The organism is Lacticaseibacillus manihotivorans DSM 13343 = JCM 12514, assembly GCF_001435035.1.
GTDB lineage: Bacteria > Bacillota > Bacilli > Lactobacillales > Lactobacillaceae > Lacticaseibacillus > Lacticaseibacillus manihotivorans.
This window is the reverse complement of record NZ_AZEU01000121.1, coordinates 1-18,012: the sequence shown is the minus strand read 5'-3', so window position 1 is coordinate 18,012 and position 18,012 is coordinate 1. Positions and strand designations below refer to the sequence as shown.

The 18,012-nt window shown below is 47.4% G+C and carries 18 protein-coding genes and 1 pseudogene; 6 read left to right on the top strand and 13 right to left on the bottom strand.

The window, feature by feature from the left end; all coding sequences use genetic code 11:
- Positions 1-60 precede the first annotated feature (60 nt).
- From trmFO to ylqF, 5 genes are all read right to left on the bottom strand, one after another.
- Entirely contained in the window at positions 61-1,362 is a 1,302-nt protein-coding gene (trmFO, locus tag FD01_RS06605) for a methylenetetrahydrofolate--tRNA-(uracil(54)-C(5))-methyltransferase (FADH(2)-oxidizing) TrmFO (protein ID WP_056963348.1), read from the bottom strand.
- A gap of 357 nt (positions 1,363-1,719) precedes the next feature.
- A complete protein-coding gene (gene topA, locus FD01_RS06600) occupies positions 1,720-3,801 on the bottom strand; it encodes a type I DNA topoisomerase (RefSeq protein ID WP_056963346.1) in 2,082 nt (693 codons plus the stop codon).
- Positions 3,802-3,951: 150 nt separating this feature from the next.
- Positions 3,952-4,791, bottom strand: a complete 840-nt coding sequence (gene dprA, locus FD01_RS06595) for a DNA-processing protein DprA (RefSeq protein WP_056963344.1) — start codon at positions 4,789-4,791, stop codon at positions 3,952-3,954.
- A gap of 42 nt (positions 4,792-4,833) precedes the next feature.
- Positions 4,834-5,595 carry a ribonuclease HII gene (locus tag FD01_RS06590; RefSeq protein WP_054717379.1) on the bottom strand — a complete coding sequence of 254 codons (762 nt, stop codon included), beginning with the start codon at positions 5,593-5,595 and terminating at the stop codon, positions 4,834-4,836.
- The gene (ylqF, locus tag FD01_RS06585; RefSeq protein ID WP_082611732.1) at positions 5,579-6,436 is read right to left on the bottom strand and encodes a ribosome biogenesis GTPase YlqF; all 858 of its coding nucleotides are present in this window, start codon (positions 6,434-6,436) and stop codon (positions 5,579-5,581) included. Before ylqF ends, FD01_RS06590 begins: the two co-directional genes overlap by 17 nt.
- Before the next feature lie 234 nt (positions 6,437-6,670).
- On the opposite strand from ylqF, the gene FD01_RS06580 reads away from it, so the two are divergent.
- Both FD01_RS06580 and lepA read left to right on the top strand, forming a co-directional pair.
- Complete coding sequence (locus FD01_RS06580) at positions 6,671-7,330, top strand: TetR/AcrR family transcriptional regulator (RefSeq protein ID WP_054717382.1); 660 nt, start codon at positions 6,671-6,673, stop codon at positions 7,328-7,330.
- Positions 7,331-7,336: 6 nt separating this feature from the next.
- Positions 7,337-9,137 (top strand): annotated as a pseudogene (lepA, locus tag FD01_RS06575) (translation elongation factor 4).
- A 364-nt stretch (positions 9,138-9,501) separates the two neighbouring features.
- Here the strand turns inward: lepA and FD01_RS06570 are convergent.
- The 3 genes from FD01_RS06570 to FD01_RS06565 form a co-directional block, all read right to left on the bottom strand.
- Positions 9,502-9,798, bottom strand: coding sequence for a GNAT family protein (locus FD01_RS06570; RefSeq protein ID WP_152164732.1), 297 nt, complete (start codon positions 9,796-9,798; stop codon positions 9,502-9,504).
- A 259-nt stretch (positions 9,799-10,057) separates the two neighbouring features.
- Positions 10,058-10,222 carry a hypothetical protein gene (locus FD01_RS16050; protein WP_156647280.1) on the bottom strand — a complete coding sequence of 55 codons (165 nt, stop codon included), beginning with the start codon at positions 10,220-10,222 and terminating at the stop codon, positions 10,058-10,060.
- 325 nt (positions 10,223-10,547) lie between these two features.
- On the bottom strand, positions 10,548-10,937 hold the full coding sequence (locus FD01_RS06565) for a tautomerase family protein (protein WP_054717388.1): 390 nt from the start codon (positions 10,935-10,937) through the stop codon (positions 10,548-10,550).
- A 589-nt stretch (positions 10,938-11,526) separates the two neighbouring features.
- Between FD01_RS06565 and FD01_RS16045 the strand changes: the two genes are divergently transcribed.
- Positions 11,527-11,664: a hypothetical protein gene (locus tag FD01_RS16045; RefSeq protein ID WP_156647279.1), complete on the top strand. Its 138-nt coding sequence runs from the start codon at positions 11,527-11,529 to the stop codon at positions 11,662-11,664.
- Positions 11,665-11,721: 57 nt separating this feature from the next.
- On the opposite strand, the gene FD01_RS06560 is transcribed toward FD01_RS16045, so the two are convergent.
- Both FD01_RS06560 and FD01_RS06555 read right to left on the bottom strand, forming a co-directional pair.
- On the bottom strand, positions 11,722-12,054 hold the full coding sequence (locus FD01_RS06560) for a DUF1648 domain-containing protein (protein ID WP_056963341.1): 333 nt from the start codon (positions 12,052-12,054) through the stop codon (positions 11,722-11,724).
- 24 nt (positions 12,055-12,078) lie between these two features.
- Positions 12,079-12,621, bottom strand: coding sequence for a TetR/AcrR family transcriptional regulator (locus tag FD01_RS06555; protein ID WP_056963339.1), 543 nt, complete (start codon positions 12,619-12,621; stop codon positions 12,079-12,081).
- Between the two features lie 114 nt (positions 12,622-12,735).
- Here FD01_RS06555 and FD01_RS06550 point away from each other — a divergent pair, with 114 nt between their 5' ends.
- Together FD01_RS06550 and FD01_RS06545 are read left to right on the top strand one after the other, a co-directional pair.
- A complete protein-coding gene (locus tag FD01_RS06550; RefSeq protein WP_056963337.1) occupies positions 12,736-13,776 on the top strand; it encodes an SDR family oxidoreductase in 1,041 nt (346 codons plus the stop codon).
- Between the two features lie 93 nt (positions 13,777-13,869).
- Positions 13,870-14,283: a pyridoxamine 5'-phosphate oxidase family protein gene (locus FD01_RS06545; protein ID WP_056963335.1), complete on the top strand. Its 414-nt coding sequence runs from the start codon at positions 13,870-13,872 to the stop codon at positions 14,281-14,283.
- Between the two features lie 30 nt (positions 14,284-14,313).
- Here FD01_RS06545 and FD01_RS06540 read toward each other — a convergent pair whose 3' ends face one another.
- On the bottom strand, positions 14,314-14,688 hold the full coding sequence (locus FD01_RS06540; RefSeq protein WP_056963333.1) for a winged helix-turn-helix transcriptional regulator: 375 nt from the start codon (positions 14,686-14,688) through the stop codon (positions 14,314-14,316).
- Between the two features lie 112 nt (positions 14,689-14,800).
- Between FD01_RS06540 and FD01_RS06535 the strand changes: the two genes are divergently transcribed.
- Positions 14,801-15,979, top strand: a complete 1,179-nt coding sequence (locus tag FD01_RS06535; protein ID WP_056963331.1) for an MFS transporter — start codon at positions 14,801-14,803, stop codon at positions 15,977-15,979.
- A gap of 45 nt (positions 15,980-16,024) precedes the next feature.
- Here the strand turns inward: FD01_RS06535 and FD01_RS06530 are convergent, their stop codons facing one another.
- Both FD01_RS06530 and FD01_RS06525 read right to left on the bottom strand, forming a co-directional pair.
- Positions 16,025-16,996 carry a helix-turn-helix domain-containing protein gene (locus tag FD01_RS06530; protein WP_054717399.1) on the bottom strand — a complete coding sequence of 324 codons (972 nt, stop codon included), beginning with the start codon at positions 16,994-16,996 and terminating at the stop codon, positions 16,025-16,027.
- Positions 16,997-17,005: 9 nt separating this feature from the next.
- Positions 17,006-17,812 (bottom strand): oxidoreductase, encoded by an 807-nt coding sequence (locus FD01_RS06525; protein WP_054717400.1) that lies wholly within the window; start codon positions 17,810-17,812, stop codon positions 17,006-17,008.
- Positions 17,813-18,012 lie beyond the last annotated feature (200 nt).

Below are 18,012 nucleotides of genomic sequence, written 5' to 3'. Positions count from 1 at the left end.
CCTCACGGTGTCGTGCCACGGAGTGGCTAACTTGTTCTTGCAATTTGCGTTTTTAAATGCTTATGCTTCAGCCGTAAATTCAGCTAATTTGTCTAACGCACGATCAGCAATGGCTTGATTGCGTTCGAGTTTATTTTTGATGCGACCAGGTAAGCCTGGCATGATCCCAAAGTTGGCATTCATCGGCTGGAAGTGTTGCGGTGACGCGTTGGTGATATATTGCGCCATTGCCCCGATTTGAGTGGCTTTTGGGAAAGTCAACAAGTCTTGGCCTAATGCCATGCGCGCGGCGTTGCGTCCTGCGATCAAGCCACTCGCCGCAGATTCAACATAGCCTTCCACCCCAGTCATTTGGCCGGCGAAGAACAATCCTGGTTTCAGTTTGCTTTGATAAGTGGCTTCCAGCACCCGTGGTGAATTCATATAAGTGTTGCGATGCATCACGCCATAGCGCACGATTTCGGCATTTTCCAAACCTGGGATCATGCGGAAAATACGCTTTTGTTCGCCCCACTTCAAATGCGTTTGAAAGCCGACGATGTTAAACAAGCTGGCTGCCACATTATCTTGGCGCAATTGCACCACGGCATAAGGATCGCGCCCAGTGCGTGGATCCGCCAACCCAACTGGCTTTAAGGGGCCAAACAACATCGTTTGCGCGCCGCGTTCTGCCATGACTTCGATGGGCATACAACCTTCAAACACGGTCATATTTTCAAAATCATGCCCTTGCGCTACTTCCGCATGCACCAAGGCATCTTGGAAGGCAAAGTACTCGTCTTTGGTCATCGGGCAGTTCAAGTAAGCCGCTTCGCCCTTATCATAGCGGGACTTTTTGTAGACAATGTCCATGTCAATCGAGTTGGCATCGATGATCGGCGCGGCGGCATCAAAGAAGTGCAATCCTTCAGCACCATTAAGTTCAGCGATTTTATCCGCTAAGCCTGCTGCAGTCAATGGACCAGTGGCGACGACTGTGATCCCTTCAGGAAAGTCAGTGAGTTCCTCATTGATGACATGGACCAAAGGATGTTCGCGCAGTTTCTCCGTCACCGCTTGGGAAAAGGGTTCCCGATCCACTGCCAAGGCCCCACCAGCTGGCACGGCGTTGGCATCAGCAGCAGTCATGATCACTGAGTTCAACCGGCGCATTTCTTCTTTCAACAACCCGACGGCATTGGTGATTTGATTGGCCCGCAAGGAGTTGGTGCACACCAGCTCCGCAAAGTTGGCGGTGTGGTGTGCAGGCGTGGTGGCAACGGGGCGCATTTCATATAAGTTAACTTCCACACCAGCGTTGGCGATTTGCCAAGCGGCTTCAGCCCCGGCTAACCCGGCGCCGACGACGTTTACAATAGGCATATTAGTTTCCTCCTTGTTGGTACTTAAAATTAGTATAACGCTTTCTTCTCGATTCAAAAACACGGGGCGCATCTTTTCAGATGGTCCCTGTGTTTGAAACTCGCATTTACTTTCGTCGTGCTTTTTCTTGGCAACGTTGAAGCAGTTAGCGACGCGTTACGATTCGACCAAAGAACGGGCAAACCATAACGCTAGGCTACCTGTTCAACTAAGTTCGCCAAGAAACGCACTGGCCGTCGAGCTTATTGACTGCAACGCCGACACATCTCGCTACGCTTCACCCTTCGACCATAACCCAGGTCAAAGGGCGAACCTAGGCGATCTGGTCGGCTAAGCCCGCAGTCAAACGCTCTGGTTTTATTTTTGCACGGCTTCGGAGTAATCACCGTTTGGACATAGCACTTGCTTGCCGCCGCGGGATTTCTTTTCGATCAAGTAGTGGTCACACTTTGGACAGTTGCGGCCGACTGGCTTGTCCCAAGAAACGAAATCACATTCTGGGTAACGATCACAGCCGTAGAAGATCCGGTTTTTCTTGGATTTACGTTCCACGATTTGGCCTTTGTGGCATTGTGGGCAAATCACGCCGATTTCTTTGACGATGGCTTTGGTGTTGCGGCAATCTGGGAAGCGCGAACAAGCATAGAACTTGCCGTAGCGGCCTAATTTGATCACCATCGGCGCGCCACAGATATCGCAGTTAAAGCCGGCTGGCTCATCTTTGATTTGAATTTTTTCGATGCCAGCTTCGGCATGCTTCAATTCTTTTTCAAAAGGATGATAGAACTGATCGATAACTTTGACCCAAGGCATTTCGCCGGCTTCGATCGAGTCGAGTTCCCCTTCGACAGATGCCGTGAACTTAATGTCGACGATATCTGGGAAGAACTCGCAAATCAACGAGTTGACGATTTCGCCAAGCTCCGTTGGTTCAAAACGCCGCGCATTAAGCTTCACATAGTAGCGCTTTTGAATGGTTTCAATCGTTGGCGCATACGTCGATGGCCGGCCCACACCGTTTTCTTCCAAGGCTTTAACTAAATTGGCTTCAGAATAGCGGGCTGGTGGCTGAGTGAAATGTTGGGCGGGATCGGTTTTGACCAAGGTCACGTGATCCCCGATTTCAAGATCTGGCAACAAATTGTCTTTTTGATCAGCGTCGCGGCTGGACACATAAAGTGTGGTGAAGCCATCGAATTTGGTTTGGCTCCCATTAGCATGGAAGGTCGCGCCTTTTTGATCGATGGTGACCGCTACCGTGTCGATCACAGCAGGCGTCATTTCACTGGCGACAAAGCGGCTCCAAATCAAGCGGTACAACTTCATTTGATCTTTGTCTAAAACCTTTTCCAGACTTTCTGGCGTGCGCAAGGTCGACGTTGGGCGGATTGCTTCATGGGCGTCTTGGGCGCCTTCTTGCAATTTGCCTTGGCGGATCTTGACGGCTGCGTATGCTTCACCATACTTCTCGTGAATAAAGTGAGAGGTTTCAGTTTTGGCCACGTTGGATACACGCGTGGAATCAGTACGCATATAAGTGATCAAGCCGACGGTGCCGAGCTTGCCGCCTAAGTTGATCCCTTCATACAGCTGTTGGGCCAACATCATGGTTTTGCGCGTACGGAAGTTCAACTTACGGTTGGCTTCTTGTTGCAAGGAACTGGTGGTAAATGGCGGCGCGGGATAACGCTTGCGTTCTTTCTTGACGACATTGGTGATGTCAAAAGGCGCTTTGCGGTCGATGCCACGCAGCACTTCTTGAACCGCGTCGTTGTTTTTCAGCGCCATCTTTTTGTTGTTTTGTCCATAGAAGCTGGCGGCAAATTTCTTAGCCGTACCTTTCTTGAACTCAGCGTCTAAGGTCCAGTATTCTTCTGGCACGAAAGCACGAATGGCTTCTTCGCGATCGATGATCAACTTCAACGCAACGGATTGCACCCGGCCGGCGGATAAGCCTTTTTTGACTTTCTTCCACAATAGCGGGCTGATGGAATAGCCCACCAAACGGTCTAAGACCCGGCGTGCTTGTTGGGCATCGACTAAGTTCATGTCGATGGAACGCGGGGTCTTGAAGGCATTTTTTACCGCGTCTTTGGTGATTTCGTTGAAGACCACGCGGTTTTTGCCTTTAGGGTCGAGACCTAAAATGTGCGAGACATGCCAAGCGATGGCTTCCCCTTCACGGTCCGGATCGGCGGCGAGATAAATGTGGTCAGCTTTTTTAGCATTTTTCTTGAGGTCTTTGATGACATCGCCTTTGCCTCGAATGGAAATATATTTGGGCTCATAATCGTGCTCAAAGTCGATCCCCATTTGGCTTTTGGGTAAGTCGCGAATGTGCCCTAAGGAAGCAACCACTTTATAATTGCGTCCTAGGTACTTCTCGATGGTTTTGGCTTTTGCTGGCGATTCCACGATGACCAAATTCTTGGCGGTCATGTTCGCCCTCCTTTCACTGAGCGGATTGCTCTAAACTGGGCTATCATATGCTACCCTGGATTCTTTTGTCAAATCCAGATTTGTAAAACTCACACTTGTCACAGTATCGCTTAATGTCTTTTCAGTTTCAAGGGGCAATCTGAAAATGACTCAGTCAAAATATTGCATTTCTTCTATTATATTAGAGCCAGACGTCACCAATTTTGCCCCAGCTTGAATCAGTAAATTGGTACCTACACTTTGTGGATGATTAATATCGCCGGGTAATGCAAAAACTTCACGATTATTTTGTAAGGCGAGGTTTGCGGTGATCAAACTGCCAGAATGTCCCGCTGCTTCCGTCACCAATAAGCCATGAGCTAATCCGGCGATAATGCGATTGCGCATCACAAACATGTATCGCTGAGGCGCAACGTCCAATGGATATTCAGATAACACTAGCCCCTGTTCTTCGATTTGTCGTTGCAGCTGTTGATTTGACTTAGGATAGACGATGTTTAAGCCGTTTGCAACCACTGCAATCGTTGGCAGACCATGTGTCAGTGCAAATTGATGCGCAAACGCATCAGCGCCTTGTGCCAGCCCAGAAATGATGGTGATCGATTGTAGCTGACGCCCCAGTTGATTCAGTGATTTCGGTGTGTATTGGGTTGCTTTTCGCGCGCCCACGATTGCCAAAGTCAACGTTTTGAGCAACTTAATATTCCCGCGATAAAATAACACAGTTGGCGGTTCAAAACTTTCTCTCAACCGTTCTGGGTATTCAGGATCTAAGCACGTGATGAACTGCAATTGACGATATTGTTTGCGCGCTTCAGCTTTCAAATCTTCATCAGTGTAAACAGTGTAAAGATCCGCACTCAACTGCATCGGCTCCAGCTCATCAGTGCCGGCGTGCAGGTGCAGTTCTTTGAAAGCTAAGTTTTGGGTTTTGAACCCTTTGGTATAGGTGGCCAAATGCCACAAAAATAAAAAATCACGTATCTGCATGGTCACACCTCCTGACCATACCATACGTGATTTTTTTCAAATTTAAAAATTTGCGGCTTCGCGCACTGGGGAAAAACTCATCCGGTGAATCGGTGAAACGCCGCACTCTCTTAGGCCAGCAAGGTGTTTGGCCGTGCCATAGCCCATGTTGTCAGCTAAATCATAGCCTGGATACACCCGGTCATACATCACCATTAAACGATCTCGCACGACTTTGGCGACGATGGACGCCGCAGCAATAGAAATCGAGTTGGCATCCCCGTGAATCAGCTTACGTTGGGGGATGTTGGTCGGCACCGTCAACGCATCGACCAATAAGTAATCGGGTTGCACTCTGAGGCTGGCGACTGCACGACCCATCGCCAATTCTGTAGCATGATAAATATTTTCCCGATCGATTTCATGATTGTCAGCCACCCCGAGACTAACAGCTAAGGCTTCATGCATGATTTGCGGAAATAAAGCTTCACGTTTATGTGCGGATAATTGTTTGGAATCATTGACATCCAAATCAAAATCTTGGGGCAATACCACTGCGCAAGTGACAACTGGCCCGGCTAATGGCCCCCGTCCGACTTCATCGATCCCGGCAATGCGCGGATATTGCGCCCAAAGCTTGCGTTCATAACGCGTGCGGTAGTTTAGCGCCAAAGCCTCGGCTTCAGCCTTAGCTTGCCGGTTTTGATATTGTTCAAGCAGTTTTTGCGCACCTACTCGTGGGTCTTGCGCCAATTCAGTCAGCAACGCTTCGTCAACCTGATCAGCTTTCAGTAATGTGCGCAGTTCACTAAGCGTTTGCGTCATTTTCTGCCTCTGGCTTTTCTAAGGTGTAGCGCCCAAACTTGCCTTGCCGCGCATCAAAAATGATCCGTTCTGCCATGCGGTTGTAGTTATCGGCAAAGCCGTTCTTCTTGGCAAGGTGAATCATCAAATCAGCGTCGGACAATGCCAGGTCATCAGCATTCAAGCCATAAGCGCGGCGGAAGCTTTCCGTATAGTTTTCCCGGAAGAATTGCAGGCCATACATGCCGACGATGTCTTCTTGATAAACGGAATCGGCGATGGCCCCAGTCAACGCGAGCTTTTTGCCGATCATTTCGTCTTCAAACTTCGGCCATAAGATCCCAGGGGTGTCGAGCAACTGGAACGTTTCGTCAGCTTTGAGCCATTGTTGGTTCTTGGTGACGCCAGGACGATTGCCAGTGACAGCCACGTTCTTTTTGATCAAGCGGTTTAAAATGGTGGACTTGCCGACGTTCGGGATCCCGATACACATGGCGCGAATAGCAGGGTTTTTGATGCCGCGAGATTTTTGCTTGGCAATTTTAGCAGCCATTAGCTTCTTGGCCAATTGCGGGATCTGGTTGAGGCGCTTAGCATGTTGAGCATCGATGGCGATAGCTTCATAACCGAAACCTTTATAATATGCGACCCATTGTTTGGTGATTTCCGGATCGGCGAGGTCTTGCTTGTTCAACACCATAATGCGGGGCTTTTGGCCGACGATTTGATTCATCATCGGGTTACGTGACGCTTCAGGGGTGCGCGCATCGACGATTTCTAACACGACATCGACTTGTTTGAGTTTTTCTTGGACTTGATTGCGGGCTTTTGCCATATGTCCTGGGAACCAGTTAATAGCCAATTTGATTTCTCCTTATGTCACTTGCTCATGAAAAGGCGGCCTCCCCAAGTGAGAAGCCGCGACTGGAAATAGATAAGTTAATTATAACGTAGAAAACGGACCGATGCCAATCAGTCCGTTGACTCGTTGATCGATCAAACGTTGACTTTCTATTTTGGTTGATGTATGTTAGAAGTGACCTCGGGTCATTTTTATTTGCAAGCATATTGACCAGCAGTCATTTTTGGAGGAAATATGAACAGTCTAACTGAAGCACAAAAAGCAGCCCGCGCAAATCAAATTGCAGAAAATGCATGGCACCTCTTTGAAACTCAGCCTTTCGCAAAAATCACCATGGCTGAAGTGGCAAAAACTGCCGGCGTGTCAAAAGGTACCCTTTTCAATTATTTTGATTGTAAAGAAAGCCTCTTTATGACGCTGCTACTAACTGGATATCAAGAATATTTTAATGACGTCATTCAAATGATCCAAGCCAAAGCATCACTAACGTTGGCGGATTTTATCGATCTACTACTGCATCAAACCAAAGTGTTGATCGAAACCAGACCAACTTTAGTCCGACTCAACGCACTGCGCGGTCCGGTGCTTGAACAAGGGGCGAACATGGAACAAACCGTTGCTTTCCGCGAACAACTCTACGCCAAAAACCAAGCACTTGGCCAAGCCGTGGCTGAACGTATTCCATCATTGACCGTCAAAGAAGTGAGCCAACTCATGCTGGTGCAAAGTGCCATCATCAGTGGGCTGATGAATATGTCAAGTTTGAATGCCTTCAATCATCACCTGTTAACCAAAGTCAATTTCGAAAACTTTCAAATCGATTTGGTTAACGACGCAGTTGATGTGTTTGGCAACTATTTGGCTGGTCGCTATCCCGAAACACATAAGAGGTAATGAAACATGAATCAAAATCAAATCAGAAATTTTGCCATCATCGCTCATATCGATCACGGCAAATCGACATTAGCAGATCGCATTATGGAACAGACTCAAACCGTGAGTGCTCGCGCAAGTCAGGCACAATTGCTCGATGATATGCAAGTTGAACAAGCACACGGGGTCACCGTCAAATCGCGCACTGTGCGCAACTTCTATCAAGCCGATGACGGCGTGGAATACGAATACAATTTAATCGATACACCGGGACACGTTGATTTTTCTTATGAAGTCTCTAAAAGCCTCGCCGCCAGTGATGGTGCGATCCTTTTAGTCGATGCCACCCAAGGCGTACAGGCCCAAACCGTGGCCAATCTCCGTTTGGCTCGGGAAAATCATCTCACCATCTTACCTGTCATCAACAAAATTGATAGTGCCGCAGCTGACATCGAAAAAACCGAGCAAGAGATCCGCGCGCTGGGCTCAGAATTTGCGGAAGCTAGAATTCTCCACATTTCAGCCAAAACAGGCCTTGGCGTTCACGAAGTCCTCGAAGCGATCCACGAGGTCTTTCCTGCACCAAGGGGCAGTGCCAATGCACCACTTAAAGCCTTGGTCTTCGACTCGATGTACGACAGCTTCAAAGGCATTATCGCCTATGTCCGCATCGTCGATGGTCGTTTGACGCAAAATCAATCCGTTAAATTAATGGCGGCAAATACCACGGTTCAAAATAAAGGCATCGGGGTCTTTGCACCACAACGCACCGCGACCCCCGATTTGACCGTCGGCGAGGTTGGCTATATCATGACTGGGCTCAAGGATCCCACATTATTACGTGTTGGCGATACCCTAACTGACGCGCTTCAGCCAACGGCAAAGGCCTTGCCTGGTTATCACCCTGCTCATCCCATGGTGTATGCTGGCTTTTATCCCAAAGATGAATCGTATCGTGATTTGGAACTCGCAATCGAAAAGTTGAGCCTGAATGATTCATCTTTTCAATATGTTCGCGAAACGTCCGAAGCCCTTGGGCCAGGTTTCCGTTGCTCATTTTTAGGGATCTTTCATTTACAAATTATTCGCGAACGCCTACAAGACGAGTATGGCCTTGAGGTGTTGACGACAGCCCCCAACGTCACCTACAAAGTCCATTTAAAAGCTACAGATGACGTTCAAATCGTCAACAATCCCATCGTATTTCCTGATTTTTCAAAAATCGATTATGTCGAGGAACCTTTTTCCGACATCACGATCACCACAGATAATCAAGTGCTCGGCGATGTCATGAAACTAGCTGACACGCACAAAGGCCAGTTAGTTGATATGGGGAATCAAGGGGCATTGATTGCCTTGCAATATCACATTCCGACCGCAGAAATCGCCTATTATTTTTCTCAACGCCTTAAAATCGATTTCACATGGGTACGCCACGCTTGAAACCGAATTTTCAAACTACGAATTAGCTGACGTCGTAAAAGCTGAAGTTGCGATCAACTATAGTGTTGTTGATGCATTGTCCTTTGTCGTTCACCGTGAAGATGCGCCTGCCATGACGCAGCAATTAGTCGAGAAATTGAAATACACGGTCCCTCGCCATTTATACCCCATGCCAGCGCAAGCCATCGTTGAAGGCAAAGCGATTGCGCTCGTCGATATTCCGCCATTACGAAAAAATGCTGCGGTGAATGGTGAAAAAAGAAGCATTTCAAAAAAACAAGCCTTGCTCAGGCGCCAAAGTATGAACAAGCGCCAAGCCGAAAAGAGCACCATCAAGCTATCGCAAGAGGTCTTCAATTCGATCTTGGACATTTCATTGAACTAGTGAGGACACATCCAAACAATAGTAGGATAATGCTCGGTACCCGTCTTTTGAGGCGTCAGAACAACGTGAGCATGTGGCTATGCAAGTTTCGCGTAAATATCTGGGTAATTTTCAACGAAATATATGGGCAAAATATGATTCTATTTGTCATGCATTGCTAAAAAAATGTCTTTTCGACGCCACGCCTAATTCATCTGAAAAATTGCCCAGACAATTTAACCGTGATGAAAAAGCCCGAATTAACGGGCTTTTTTGCTAACGTAGATTCAGTTTCCCGGTTTTCCCGTACCCACTATGAATCGCATTGCCAATCAACCTTGTTTCAACAAGTCCCAGGGCTTATGGCTCTTGCGTCGTCTCCTCTTCAAATGGCGTCCTTGCCGTTTTGAGTGCGCGCCTCGCCCATGCCTTTCAATAAGTCTTGAATTTCGTCCATCGTGATCCCCAGATATTTGTTCGCATTTCCGTTTGGACTAGTGTATTGCTGAAACGAAAAACGCTCGTAAAATGGTATCGTTTGAGGCAATGATTCTACCGAGACAATAGTGAATGCACCAAGCGCGTATCGTTGTTCATATGCCATGGCAAGGATACTCGACAAAATGCTGGCGCCAAATTGCTGACCTTGGTAACGCGTATCACCCCCCAAAAAGCTGATCAATAGTGATGGATACTCCGTGATACCCCCAACTTTAAATTCATGCGCGACGCGATATTTGCGGGTGATTGATGTGGCATCATTTTGTAAAGGGACGAAGCCAATCAAAGTGTGAAGGTATTGGTAATATATTCACTGTCCAAAGCATCGTTCCTGATAAAATTATCAATGAAATCGACCCCACACGAAAACGAGGACACAAGCTTTTGATGGCTTGTATCCTCGAGCATTTGAAAAATATGGGTGAACTTAAGTGACTGATTCATTTCGTTAACTTGTAAATGTGAACACCTCTTAAAGCTTCACCGGCTTTACGCACTTCTTCATGACGTTTTGCAGTGATTTTGCCATTTGCCCGTTCTTTGAAGCGTTTATATTTCTCGGCGTTCAGCTGCAACGGGGAACTTTTTCGTGTAATGGTTGCCATGATTTTATCCTCCATTAATAACAGAGTGTGTCTATACATTGATTATTGCCGATTTTTGTCTTGTAGTCAACTTGCCGAGAACCCTGTACCGTTAATCGATCCATTTGTTTTACTGAGCAAGGTGAACTGCCTCAATACGATTATGCGCCAAGCTTACTAAAAATTGCCGAAAGATAATTTATTACAGTGCCATCTAACAACACACGCCAATTTATAGGATAATAAAAAGGCTCCTCATTTCTGAGAAACCTTCAAAGGATAAAAATGATCCTCAACACCAGTTGACAAACTCCCATTATTAGCATGGATGTCGAACATCTAGTGATTAAAGTTTGCCATTTAAAAATTCAGCCTCGCCATTTCCGAAGCTCCAATCATCATCATTGTTCGGCACCAGGCTAAACATAATATCTTGCTTGCGAATTCCTAACTCTTGGTTAAGTCGTTCTGTTAACTGTTGATAAAATTGAAGCTTATTTTTAGTTGCTCGTGGTCGGGTGACAAGATTGAACACGACGATATCCTTAGTTCTTTCAATCCCTAACCCTGTGTCAAAAATCTGCATTTCAAAAGGTTCATGTTGGGTCAAAATTTGATAACGATCACCTTGGGGCGTATTCAATGTTTTAATCTGAACCTCATAAGCAATTTTCAAAAGTTTTTCTAAATAAGCCTGATCATGACCCTTGATTACATCGATCCTCATTAATGGCATAAAAAATTCTCCTATCTTTTTTATTTTATGCAGGGACAGCTACTATGAAGATAACTGCTTCTATCAGCACCCCACAGCTATCATTAAGCAGTCCTTTACCCAAAACTATCGCTAGCGGTACGATCAAGTAATGGAAACTACAGAATCATTGTACAACAATTTATAATATAATATCCGATCAATTTATATTGATAATCTGACCAGTTGCAATCTGCAAGGTCACCTGCTCGTCATACTTGTCTTTTAAATTCCTGCCTGTGGTCGTTGATAAATCAGTCTTGGAGGATACAGTTGATGTCAGTCATAAGATCTAGGAAAATATCAATTAAAACTATGGTAATACGACTATTTTCCCCAGCCCGGTGGAAGTCGCTACGTACTGGTGCGTCTCCCGAGTTTGCACCAACGTAAAAGCTTTTTCTGGCGCAACATCAACATAATGTTGTGAAATGAAATCAAATATTGAACGAACGTGCTGCGCATCGATGCAAACAATCGTCGCTCACAAACTGGCATGCTATGATTTTTTTCAACCAATCCACCAGTGCAGCGAATATGGTATGATGTTTCTGAAAGTAGGCGATACGACTTGGCGAAGAAAAACAAACATCAATCAAACGCAGCCCGCAAGAAACAGATCCAGCGCCAAACCGACGCCAAAACTCGCGATGCGCAACAACAAGCATTATCACACGGCCACTATATCAAAAATCCGCGTGTGATCTGATCCAGACTAAATAAGCGTCGATCGAATTCAATTTTCGATCGACGCTTATTTTTATCCTCAAAGCCCAATTTGTTTCAACTGTAAGAACGTACATACTGCAAAAATCATCCCCATCAGCAAAATGTTTCGCCATTCTCCGACCAAAATCACTGGCAGGTCAGTCAACCCATCACGTTTGCGCTGATGCACGGCCACGCGATCACAAATGATGCCCACGACCACTAAAATTGCCGGTGTTAACCATAAGCCCCATTGGCCACCCCAACTATCTGCAACGCCTGTAGCGTTGAAATGCAGCGCAATGGTTTGCGGACTGATCACCATGAATCCGATCGTCACAACGACACTCAGTAATGCAATACCCCAAATCCACAAGCGAAACTTTCTCATCACGCTCATCTCCTGTTGCCAACATTATAACGCAGACTCGGTGCTTATTTGTAACTTTTTGATCAAGGTATGCAATTCGGCTAAAGATTCTTTTTGCCCAGTTAACAACCACTCCCGCCAGATCCCGTAAACGCCATTGGTCATAAAGACTGTCCAATACTTCAAATGCTCAGGCGTCATCCCTGCCCAATTGGCATAATAGCGCGCCATATTCTTGGTGAACAAATCACGGATCACATATTCGAAGTGAGCCCTCAAAGACAGCCGAAGCTCGTCGGCGAAACGATCAAAGAATGCCTGCATGTCTTCAAGTTTCACTGTGGCCGGTTGTTCAAAAATCACATTGTCAAACAAACGTTGGATGCGTGGGGCAAAATGTTGCCGCAAAATATCTTCAACGCTATCGTAGTTGCGATAAAATGCCATCCGACTGACGCCGGCTCGGGCCACTAACTCAGTGATTTTGATTTCGCTGAGCGTTTTTTTCTCGAGGAGTTGAAATAAGGCTTCGGTTAAGTAGGTTTGTGAGTCTTGTTGAATCGCTTGGGCATGTTTAGTGGCTGCCATCACAATTTCTCCATTCTGTCACAGATGCCGGTTTTGGCCTTGTGACCTCTTTTCATACAACGTACACTATTGGCACTGAGGTTACAACTGTATCGCATCAAAAGGAGAAAATTTATGTCCCAATCATTAGTTGTCGTCACCGGTGGTTCTGGTTTTATCGCCAGCCACATCATCGTCCAATTATTACAAGCCGGCTATGCCGTCCGCACCACCGTTCGCAACATCGAGAAAAAGCGCCCGCTGATCGAACAAATGATGCACCAAGCCGGCGTCACGGATCTCAGCAACTTGAGTCTGGTCGCTGCAGACTTAACCAACCCCGATCACTGGGATGACGCGATCAATAGTGCGGATTATGTGATCCATCCCGCTTCGCCAACGCCGACTTTAAATTTCAAAGATGAACGTGAAATGATCGAACCGGCGATCAACGGGGTATTGTATGTCTTGCGCGCAGCCGCCAAGCATCACGTCAAGCGCGTGGTGTTAACGTCAGCTTACGGGGCGATTTTTGCCGGACATCGCGATCAAACGACCCCTTTCACCGAAAAAGATTGGTCAGATTTGACCCAACCAGGCGTCCACCCTTATCAAAAATCCAAAACCATGTCTGAACGCGCCGCTTGGGATTTCATCAAGCATGATGATTCGGGTTTACAGCTCGCGACAGTTAACCCGGTTGCGGTCATGGGGCCGGTGCTCGCCGATGATTATTCCCATTCTAATATCCAAATCAAAGATTATCTCACTGGCAAAACGCCACCGGTGCCAAAAGTCGATTCAGGCTATGTCGATGTCCGAGACGTTGCCAGTTTACACTTACTGGCGATGACGCGCCCGGAAGCTAATGGCCAGCGCTTCTTAGCAACGACTGGGGAAACTTTGTCTATGCTTGAAGTCGCCAACATTTTATGCGAGGCATTTCCAGCGTTTGCCCACAAACTGCCGAAGCACGAGATCCCCACTGCTGCCTTAAAGCTTGCAGCCAAGGCTGATCCGATGTTGAAAATGGTGGCGTCGGTCGCAGGCACCTATGCCGAAACTTCAAATGAAAAAGCGGTGACGTTATTAGGCTGGCATCCCCGTTCAGCTCGCGAAGCCATCATTGCCACGGCGCAATCGATGATCGACTTAGGGATCGTATCAGTAGATTAAATCCCATTTTGTGACAATCTAGTTGTCAATTGCTTGAATGCGTTCTCAGATACGTTACAATAGACCTATCCGAATCGGAAAGGACTTGTGAACATGTCAACTCAAGAACAATATGAAACCATTCTCTCAACTGCTGAAAACATCGCGTTAGCCACCGAACTCAGCGATCACACGCCATCGGTGCGCATCACCAACTTCTTATTCGATAAAGCTGTCAACACCGTGTACTTCTGCACAGATAGTCGCGCCGACAAAGTCAAAGAAATTGCCGCCAACAACACGGTTTCCTTCACCACCACGCCACTTGAGGCCGGCACTGTTCGTGTCACTGGTGCGACTGCAACCTTGGTCAATGAAAAAAAGCCGGAACTTTTCGCCTTGATGGACCAAAAGTATGCCAGCTTCAAAATGTTCACCCCAGAAATGCGTGCCGGCATGAATGCTTATGCGTTGACTTACAAGCAAGCTGACGTGTTCTTCCGTGGTGACACCAAGCTCACATTCTAATGAACGAGTTAGCGCTGAATTCCTTCAGCGCTATTTTTGTGGAATGGGGAGCACTTCATCTTCATGGATCAGCTCAATGGCTTCGCCGCAAGCTTGACGTTCGTGAATATTGTGTTCGCCCCACTTGCACATAGCCGTCAAGATCTCATTTAAACTTTCCCCGCGCTCAGTCAAACAATAATCCACGCGTGGTGGCACTTGTTGGTAAACATGCCGCGCCACAATGCCGTCATCTTCAAGTTCACGCAATTGTTGGGTGAGCATTTTTTGTGTGATCTGTGGGATCGCCCGGCGCAATTCCCCGGTGCGCATGGTTTGATTGCGCAAGTGACACAAGATAATCGCCTTCCATTTGCCGCCGATCACTTGCATGGTGGCTTCAACGCCGATGTTATAAGTTGTCATAGAACCTCCATAGGTACTTTTTGGTGCGTATTGCACAAAATAGTGCGTACTAGTTTTTCTGAATACCTCCAGTATACTATATTTTCGTAAGCAAATCATCTGGAGGACTTTTATGGAAACCACAACTTTTTCAAAACGTACCGCAACTTGGACGCTGATGGCTTTGGCCATTTCCGCTTTTGCCATTGGCATCACCGAATTTATCGCAGTCGGCGTGATGCCAATGCTAGTGTCAGCTTTTGATTTAAAACTCAGCACCGCTGGCTTGACCGTTTCGGTATATGCTGCGGGGATCATGGTCGGCGCTCCACTGTTAACTGCATGGACCACTGGCCTGCCTCGAAAAAAACTTCTACTCGCAGTGATGGGGATGTTTATTATCGGTAACGGATTGACTGCGATTGCCCCAAGCTTCCCCTTGATGCTAGTCGGTCGGGTGATCGCAGCCTTTGCGCATGGCTTGTTTATGTCAACAGCGACAGTCATCGCTGCCTCTGTTGTTTCAGAAAATCGCCGCGCGAGTGCGATTGCGACTATGTTTACCGGATTGACAGTTGCGACTGTCACCGGTGTGCCTTTGGGAACGATGATTGCGCAAGTGGCGAGCTGGCGCGTTGCTTTCCTATTAATTGCCGAATTTGGCGTGCTCGCCTTACTTGGTAACTGGATTTTAGTGCCGGCCAACTTACCGCAACCGAACCAGACTGCCCGCGGCGGCTTTAAGCGGATTTTAATGGATCGTCAAGTAGTCGCAGGCCTGGTGATCACGGCTTTGGGCTACGGTGCCAGTTTCCCAGTTTACACTTATATTTCTGCATTACTGGCACAGTTAGGTTTTTACGGTAGCGCTCGCGTGATCGTGTTACTAGTTTATGGCGTCGCTGTCGCCATCGGCAATACCTTAGGCGGCAAGTGGGCCAACCACAAACCGTTGCACGCCTTGGCTTGGATGTTTGGCGCAGACTTGTTGATCATGTTAGTGATGCCACTGGGGTTGGGGCATTTGATCAGCGGCTTGATTTTGATCATGTTGATGGGCTTGTTTGCCTTCATGAACGTTCCAGGGCTGCAATTGTTCACCATGCAATCCGCTGAAGCCAGTCATCCTGAAGATGCGCCCCTGGCTTCTGCTTTAAACATTGCTGCGTTTAACGTCGGCGTCATGTTAGGCAGCTTTGTTGGTGGAAAAATTCTGGATACATTCGGTTTGTGGGCCACCCCATTTGGCGGCGCATTGTTTGCCGCACTGGCATTGCTCATCACCTTGAGCTTAGCGCGAAAAGAAAACTAGTTGAAAAATGCCTGCACAGTCATCTGAGACTGGCAGGCAATTTTTTTACGCTTGAACTGGTTGGTATTGGGAAAATGGGACCCCCGTCCACTGCCGAAAGGCGCGACTGAAAGCACTGGGTTCGCTATACCCTAACAAATAAGCGACTTCGGCTAACGGCAAGTGAAAATTGCGCACGTAATTGATGGCAAGCATTTGTTTGGCATGCGCCAGCAACTTTTTATAAGTTGTGTTGCGCCGACCAAATTCACGCTGTAAACTGCGTGGACTCATCCCTAACTGCGCACCGACGCTGGCCAAGGAGTCATCGGCCCGCGCAATATTGGTCATCAGGGTTTCTTGAACTGAAGCCATCAAGGGATCTTCGGTGTCATTTTCGGCTAATTGGGCTTGAAGGGTTGGTAACATGGTTTCCCACAACGGGTTATTGGCAGTGTCGAACGGTCGCAGCAAATCTGCTTTGGCAAAAATCAAGTCATTGGTTTTACTGAACTCACCGCTCAGACCCAAGTGGGCTTGAATGGCATCAGGATACGGAAACTGACTGGCCATTTTTAATGGCACCACGGCCTTGCCACTACCAGTGCGGACTAGGTTGACTGCTAACAATTGTTCAAACAGTACGGCAATTTGTAATTGCGCCATCTCTGGATAGATAAACACATAATGAACTGCCACTTGCTCGCCTAAATCTTGCACAGTCATCGTTACAGGGCCGATCAAATGTTTATACTTGGCGAGTCGTTGCAAGCAGGCCAGCCCATTTTCTGCCATGAGCGCGGCATAAACTGGCGTGGAAAATTTGGTCATTTGTTCCACGTCACAAGCTTGTAGGATCTGCTTGGTGCTAATATGCGGCTCTGCCACCGCCAACAATTGGTAATACTCCAGCGGTGACAGCGTGATTTGGCCATCAACTAGCCGACCTGACAAGTGCGCTTGGGCTAACAGCGCGTCGATTGGCACTTCAAGTTGTTCTAGAAATTGACAAAAGGCTTCCGGTACCAGAAATTTCATGACGAACTCCTACATGTAATGCACACTTAACCAATCGAACATCCGCGTCGGCAAAATCGTGTGTAAAAAGACCAACGGCTTGGCGCCAAAACCAACTAAGTACCGTGGCTTTGGTTTGCGGGCATTGACCGCTTTTAACATCGTTTTGGCAATCACATCTGGATCAGTCAACCAGCGACTGGAATAAGTTTCCTTAAGGAGCTCTGCCGCTTGTTGCGCTTGTTTAGCATAGGCACCATGTTCTGATGACGCCACAAGATGATCAGCAGCGATTTTACCCCAATTGGTTTTGATTGCACCAGGTTCGATCAAGCTGACTTGAATCCCAAATGGCGCCACTTCCATGCGTAAGGCATCACTGAACGCTTCAAGGGCATATTTCGTCGCATGATACCACGCGCCCATATAAGTGGTGAAGCGCCCACCCATGGAACCGGTGTTAATGATGCGACCAGAGTGTTGTGCGCGCATCCCCGGTAAAACGGCTTGCGTCAACGCTGCCACGCCGAACAAATTCACGTCAAATTGACGCTTAGCATCAGCGATGGACACATCTTCGATCGCCCCATAAGAACCATAGCCGGCATTGTTGATCAACACGTCGATATGCCCAGCTGCTTTTAACACGTGATCCACGGCCGCTTGAATACTTTGGCTGTCAGTGAGATCGAGTTTGACGGCATGAACATTGGGAATGGCTTCGATTGTGTCCACCCGACGTGCTGCGCCGTAAACCGTATGCCCTGCTTGCGCTAATTTTAACGCGGTATCCTTACCGATGCCACTAGATGCCCCGGTGATGAAAATAATTGCCATGATGTTGCCTCCTGATTGACTTGATGTGTTCAAGTATAATCAGCAAGCTACCTTGAGCCCATGACATTTCGCGCCAAGTTCACCGCGCAAATAAAAAACTTACCCGAAATCATCCGAGTAAGTTTGTGGTTTAATCTAATTGTTCCTGGATTATTCATAGAATTTCAAAAAAGCAGCGAAATCCCACGATTCACACGGGA

Bases quoted from the DNA above. Each gene is read 5' to 3' on its own strand.
- trmFO (WP_056963348.1), bottom strand. From the start codon at position 1,362: ATGCCTATTGTAAACGTCGTCGGCGCCGGGTTAGCCGGGGCTGAAGCC.
- topA (WP_056963346.1), bottom strand. From the start codon at position 3,801: ATGACCGCCAAGAATTTGGTCATCGTGGAATCGCCAGCAAAAGCCAAA.
- dprA (WP_056963344.1), bottom strand. From the start codon at position 4,791: ATGCAGATACGTGATTTTTTATTTTTGTGGCATTTGGCCACCTATACC.
- FD01_RS06590 (WP_054717379.1), bottom strand. From the start codon at position 5,595: ATGACGCAAACGCTTAGTGAACTGCGCACATTACTGAAAGCTGATCAG.
- FD01_RS06580 (WP_054717382.1), top strand. From the start codon at position 6,671: ATGAACAGTCTAACTGAAGCACAAAAAGCAGCCCGCGCAAATCAAATT.
- FD01_RS16050 (WP_156647280.1), bottom strand. From the start codon at position 10,222: ATGGCAACCATTACACGAAAAAGTTCCCCGTTGCAGCTGAACGCCGAG.
- FD01_RS06565 (WP_054717388.1), bottom strand. From the start codon at position 10,937: ATGCCATTAATGAGGATCGATGTAATCAAGGGTCATGATCAGGCTTAT.
- FD01_RS06560 (WP_056963341.1), bottom strand. From the start codon at position 12,054: ATGAGAAAGTTTCGCTTGTGGATTTGGGGTATTGCATTACTGAGTGTC.
- FD01_RS06555 (WP_056963339.1), bottom strand. From the start codon at position 12,621: ATGGCAGCCACTAAACATGCCCAAGCGATTCAACAAGACTCACAAACC.
- FD01_RS06550 (WP_056963337.1), top strand. From the start codon at position 12,736: ATGTCCCAATCATTAGTTGTCGTCACCGGTGGTTCTGGTTTTATCGCC.
- FD01_RS06545 (WP_056963335.1), top strand. From the start codon at position 13,870: ATGTCAACTCAAGAACAATATGAAACCATTCTCTCAACTGCTGAAAAC.
- FD01_RS06540 (WP_056963333.1), bottom strand. From the start codon at position 14,688: ATGACAACTTATAACATCGGCGTTGAAGCCACCATGCAAGTGATCGGC.
- FD01_RS06535 (WP_056963331.1), top strand. From the start codon at position 14,801: ATGGAAACCACAACTTTTTCAAAACGTACCGCAACTTGGACGCTGATG.
- FD01_RS06530 (WP_054717399.1), bottom strand. From the start codon at position 16,996: ATGAAATTTCTGGTACCGGAAGCCTTTTGTCAATTTCTAGAACAACTT.
- FD01_RS06525 (WP_054717400.1), bottom strand. From the start codon at position 17,812: ATGGCAATTATTTTCATCACCGGGGCATCTAGTGGCATCGGTAAGGAT.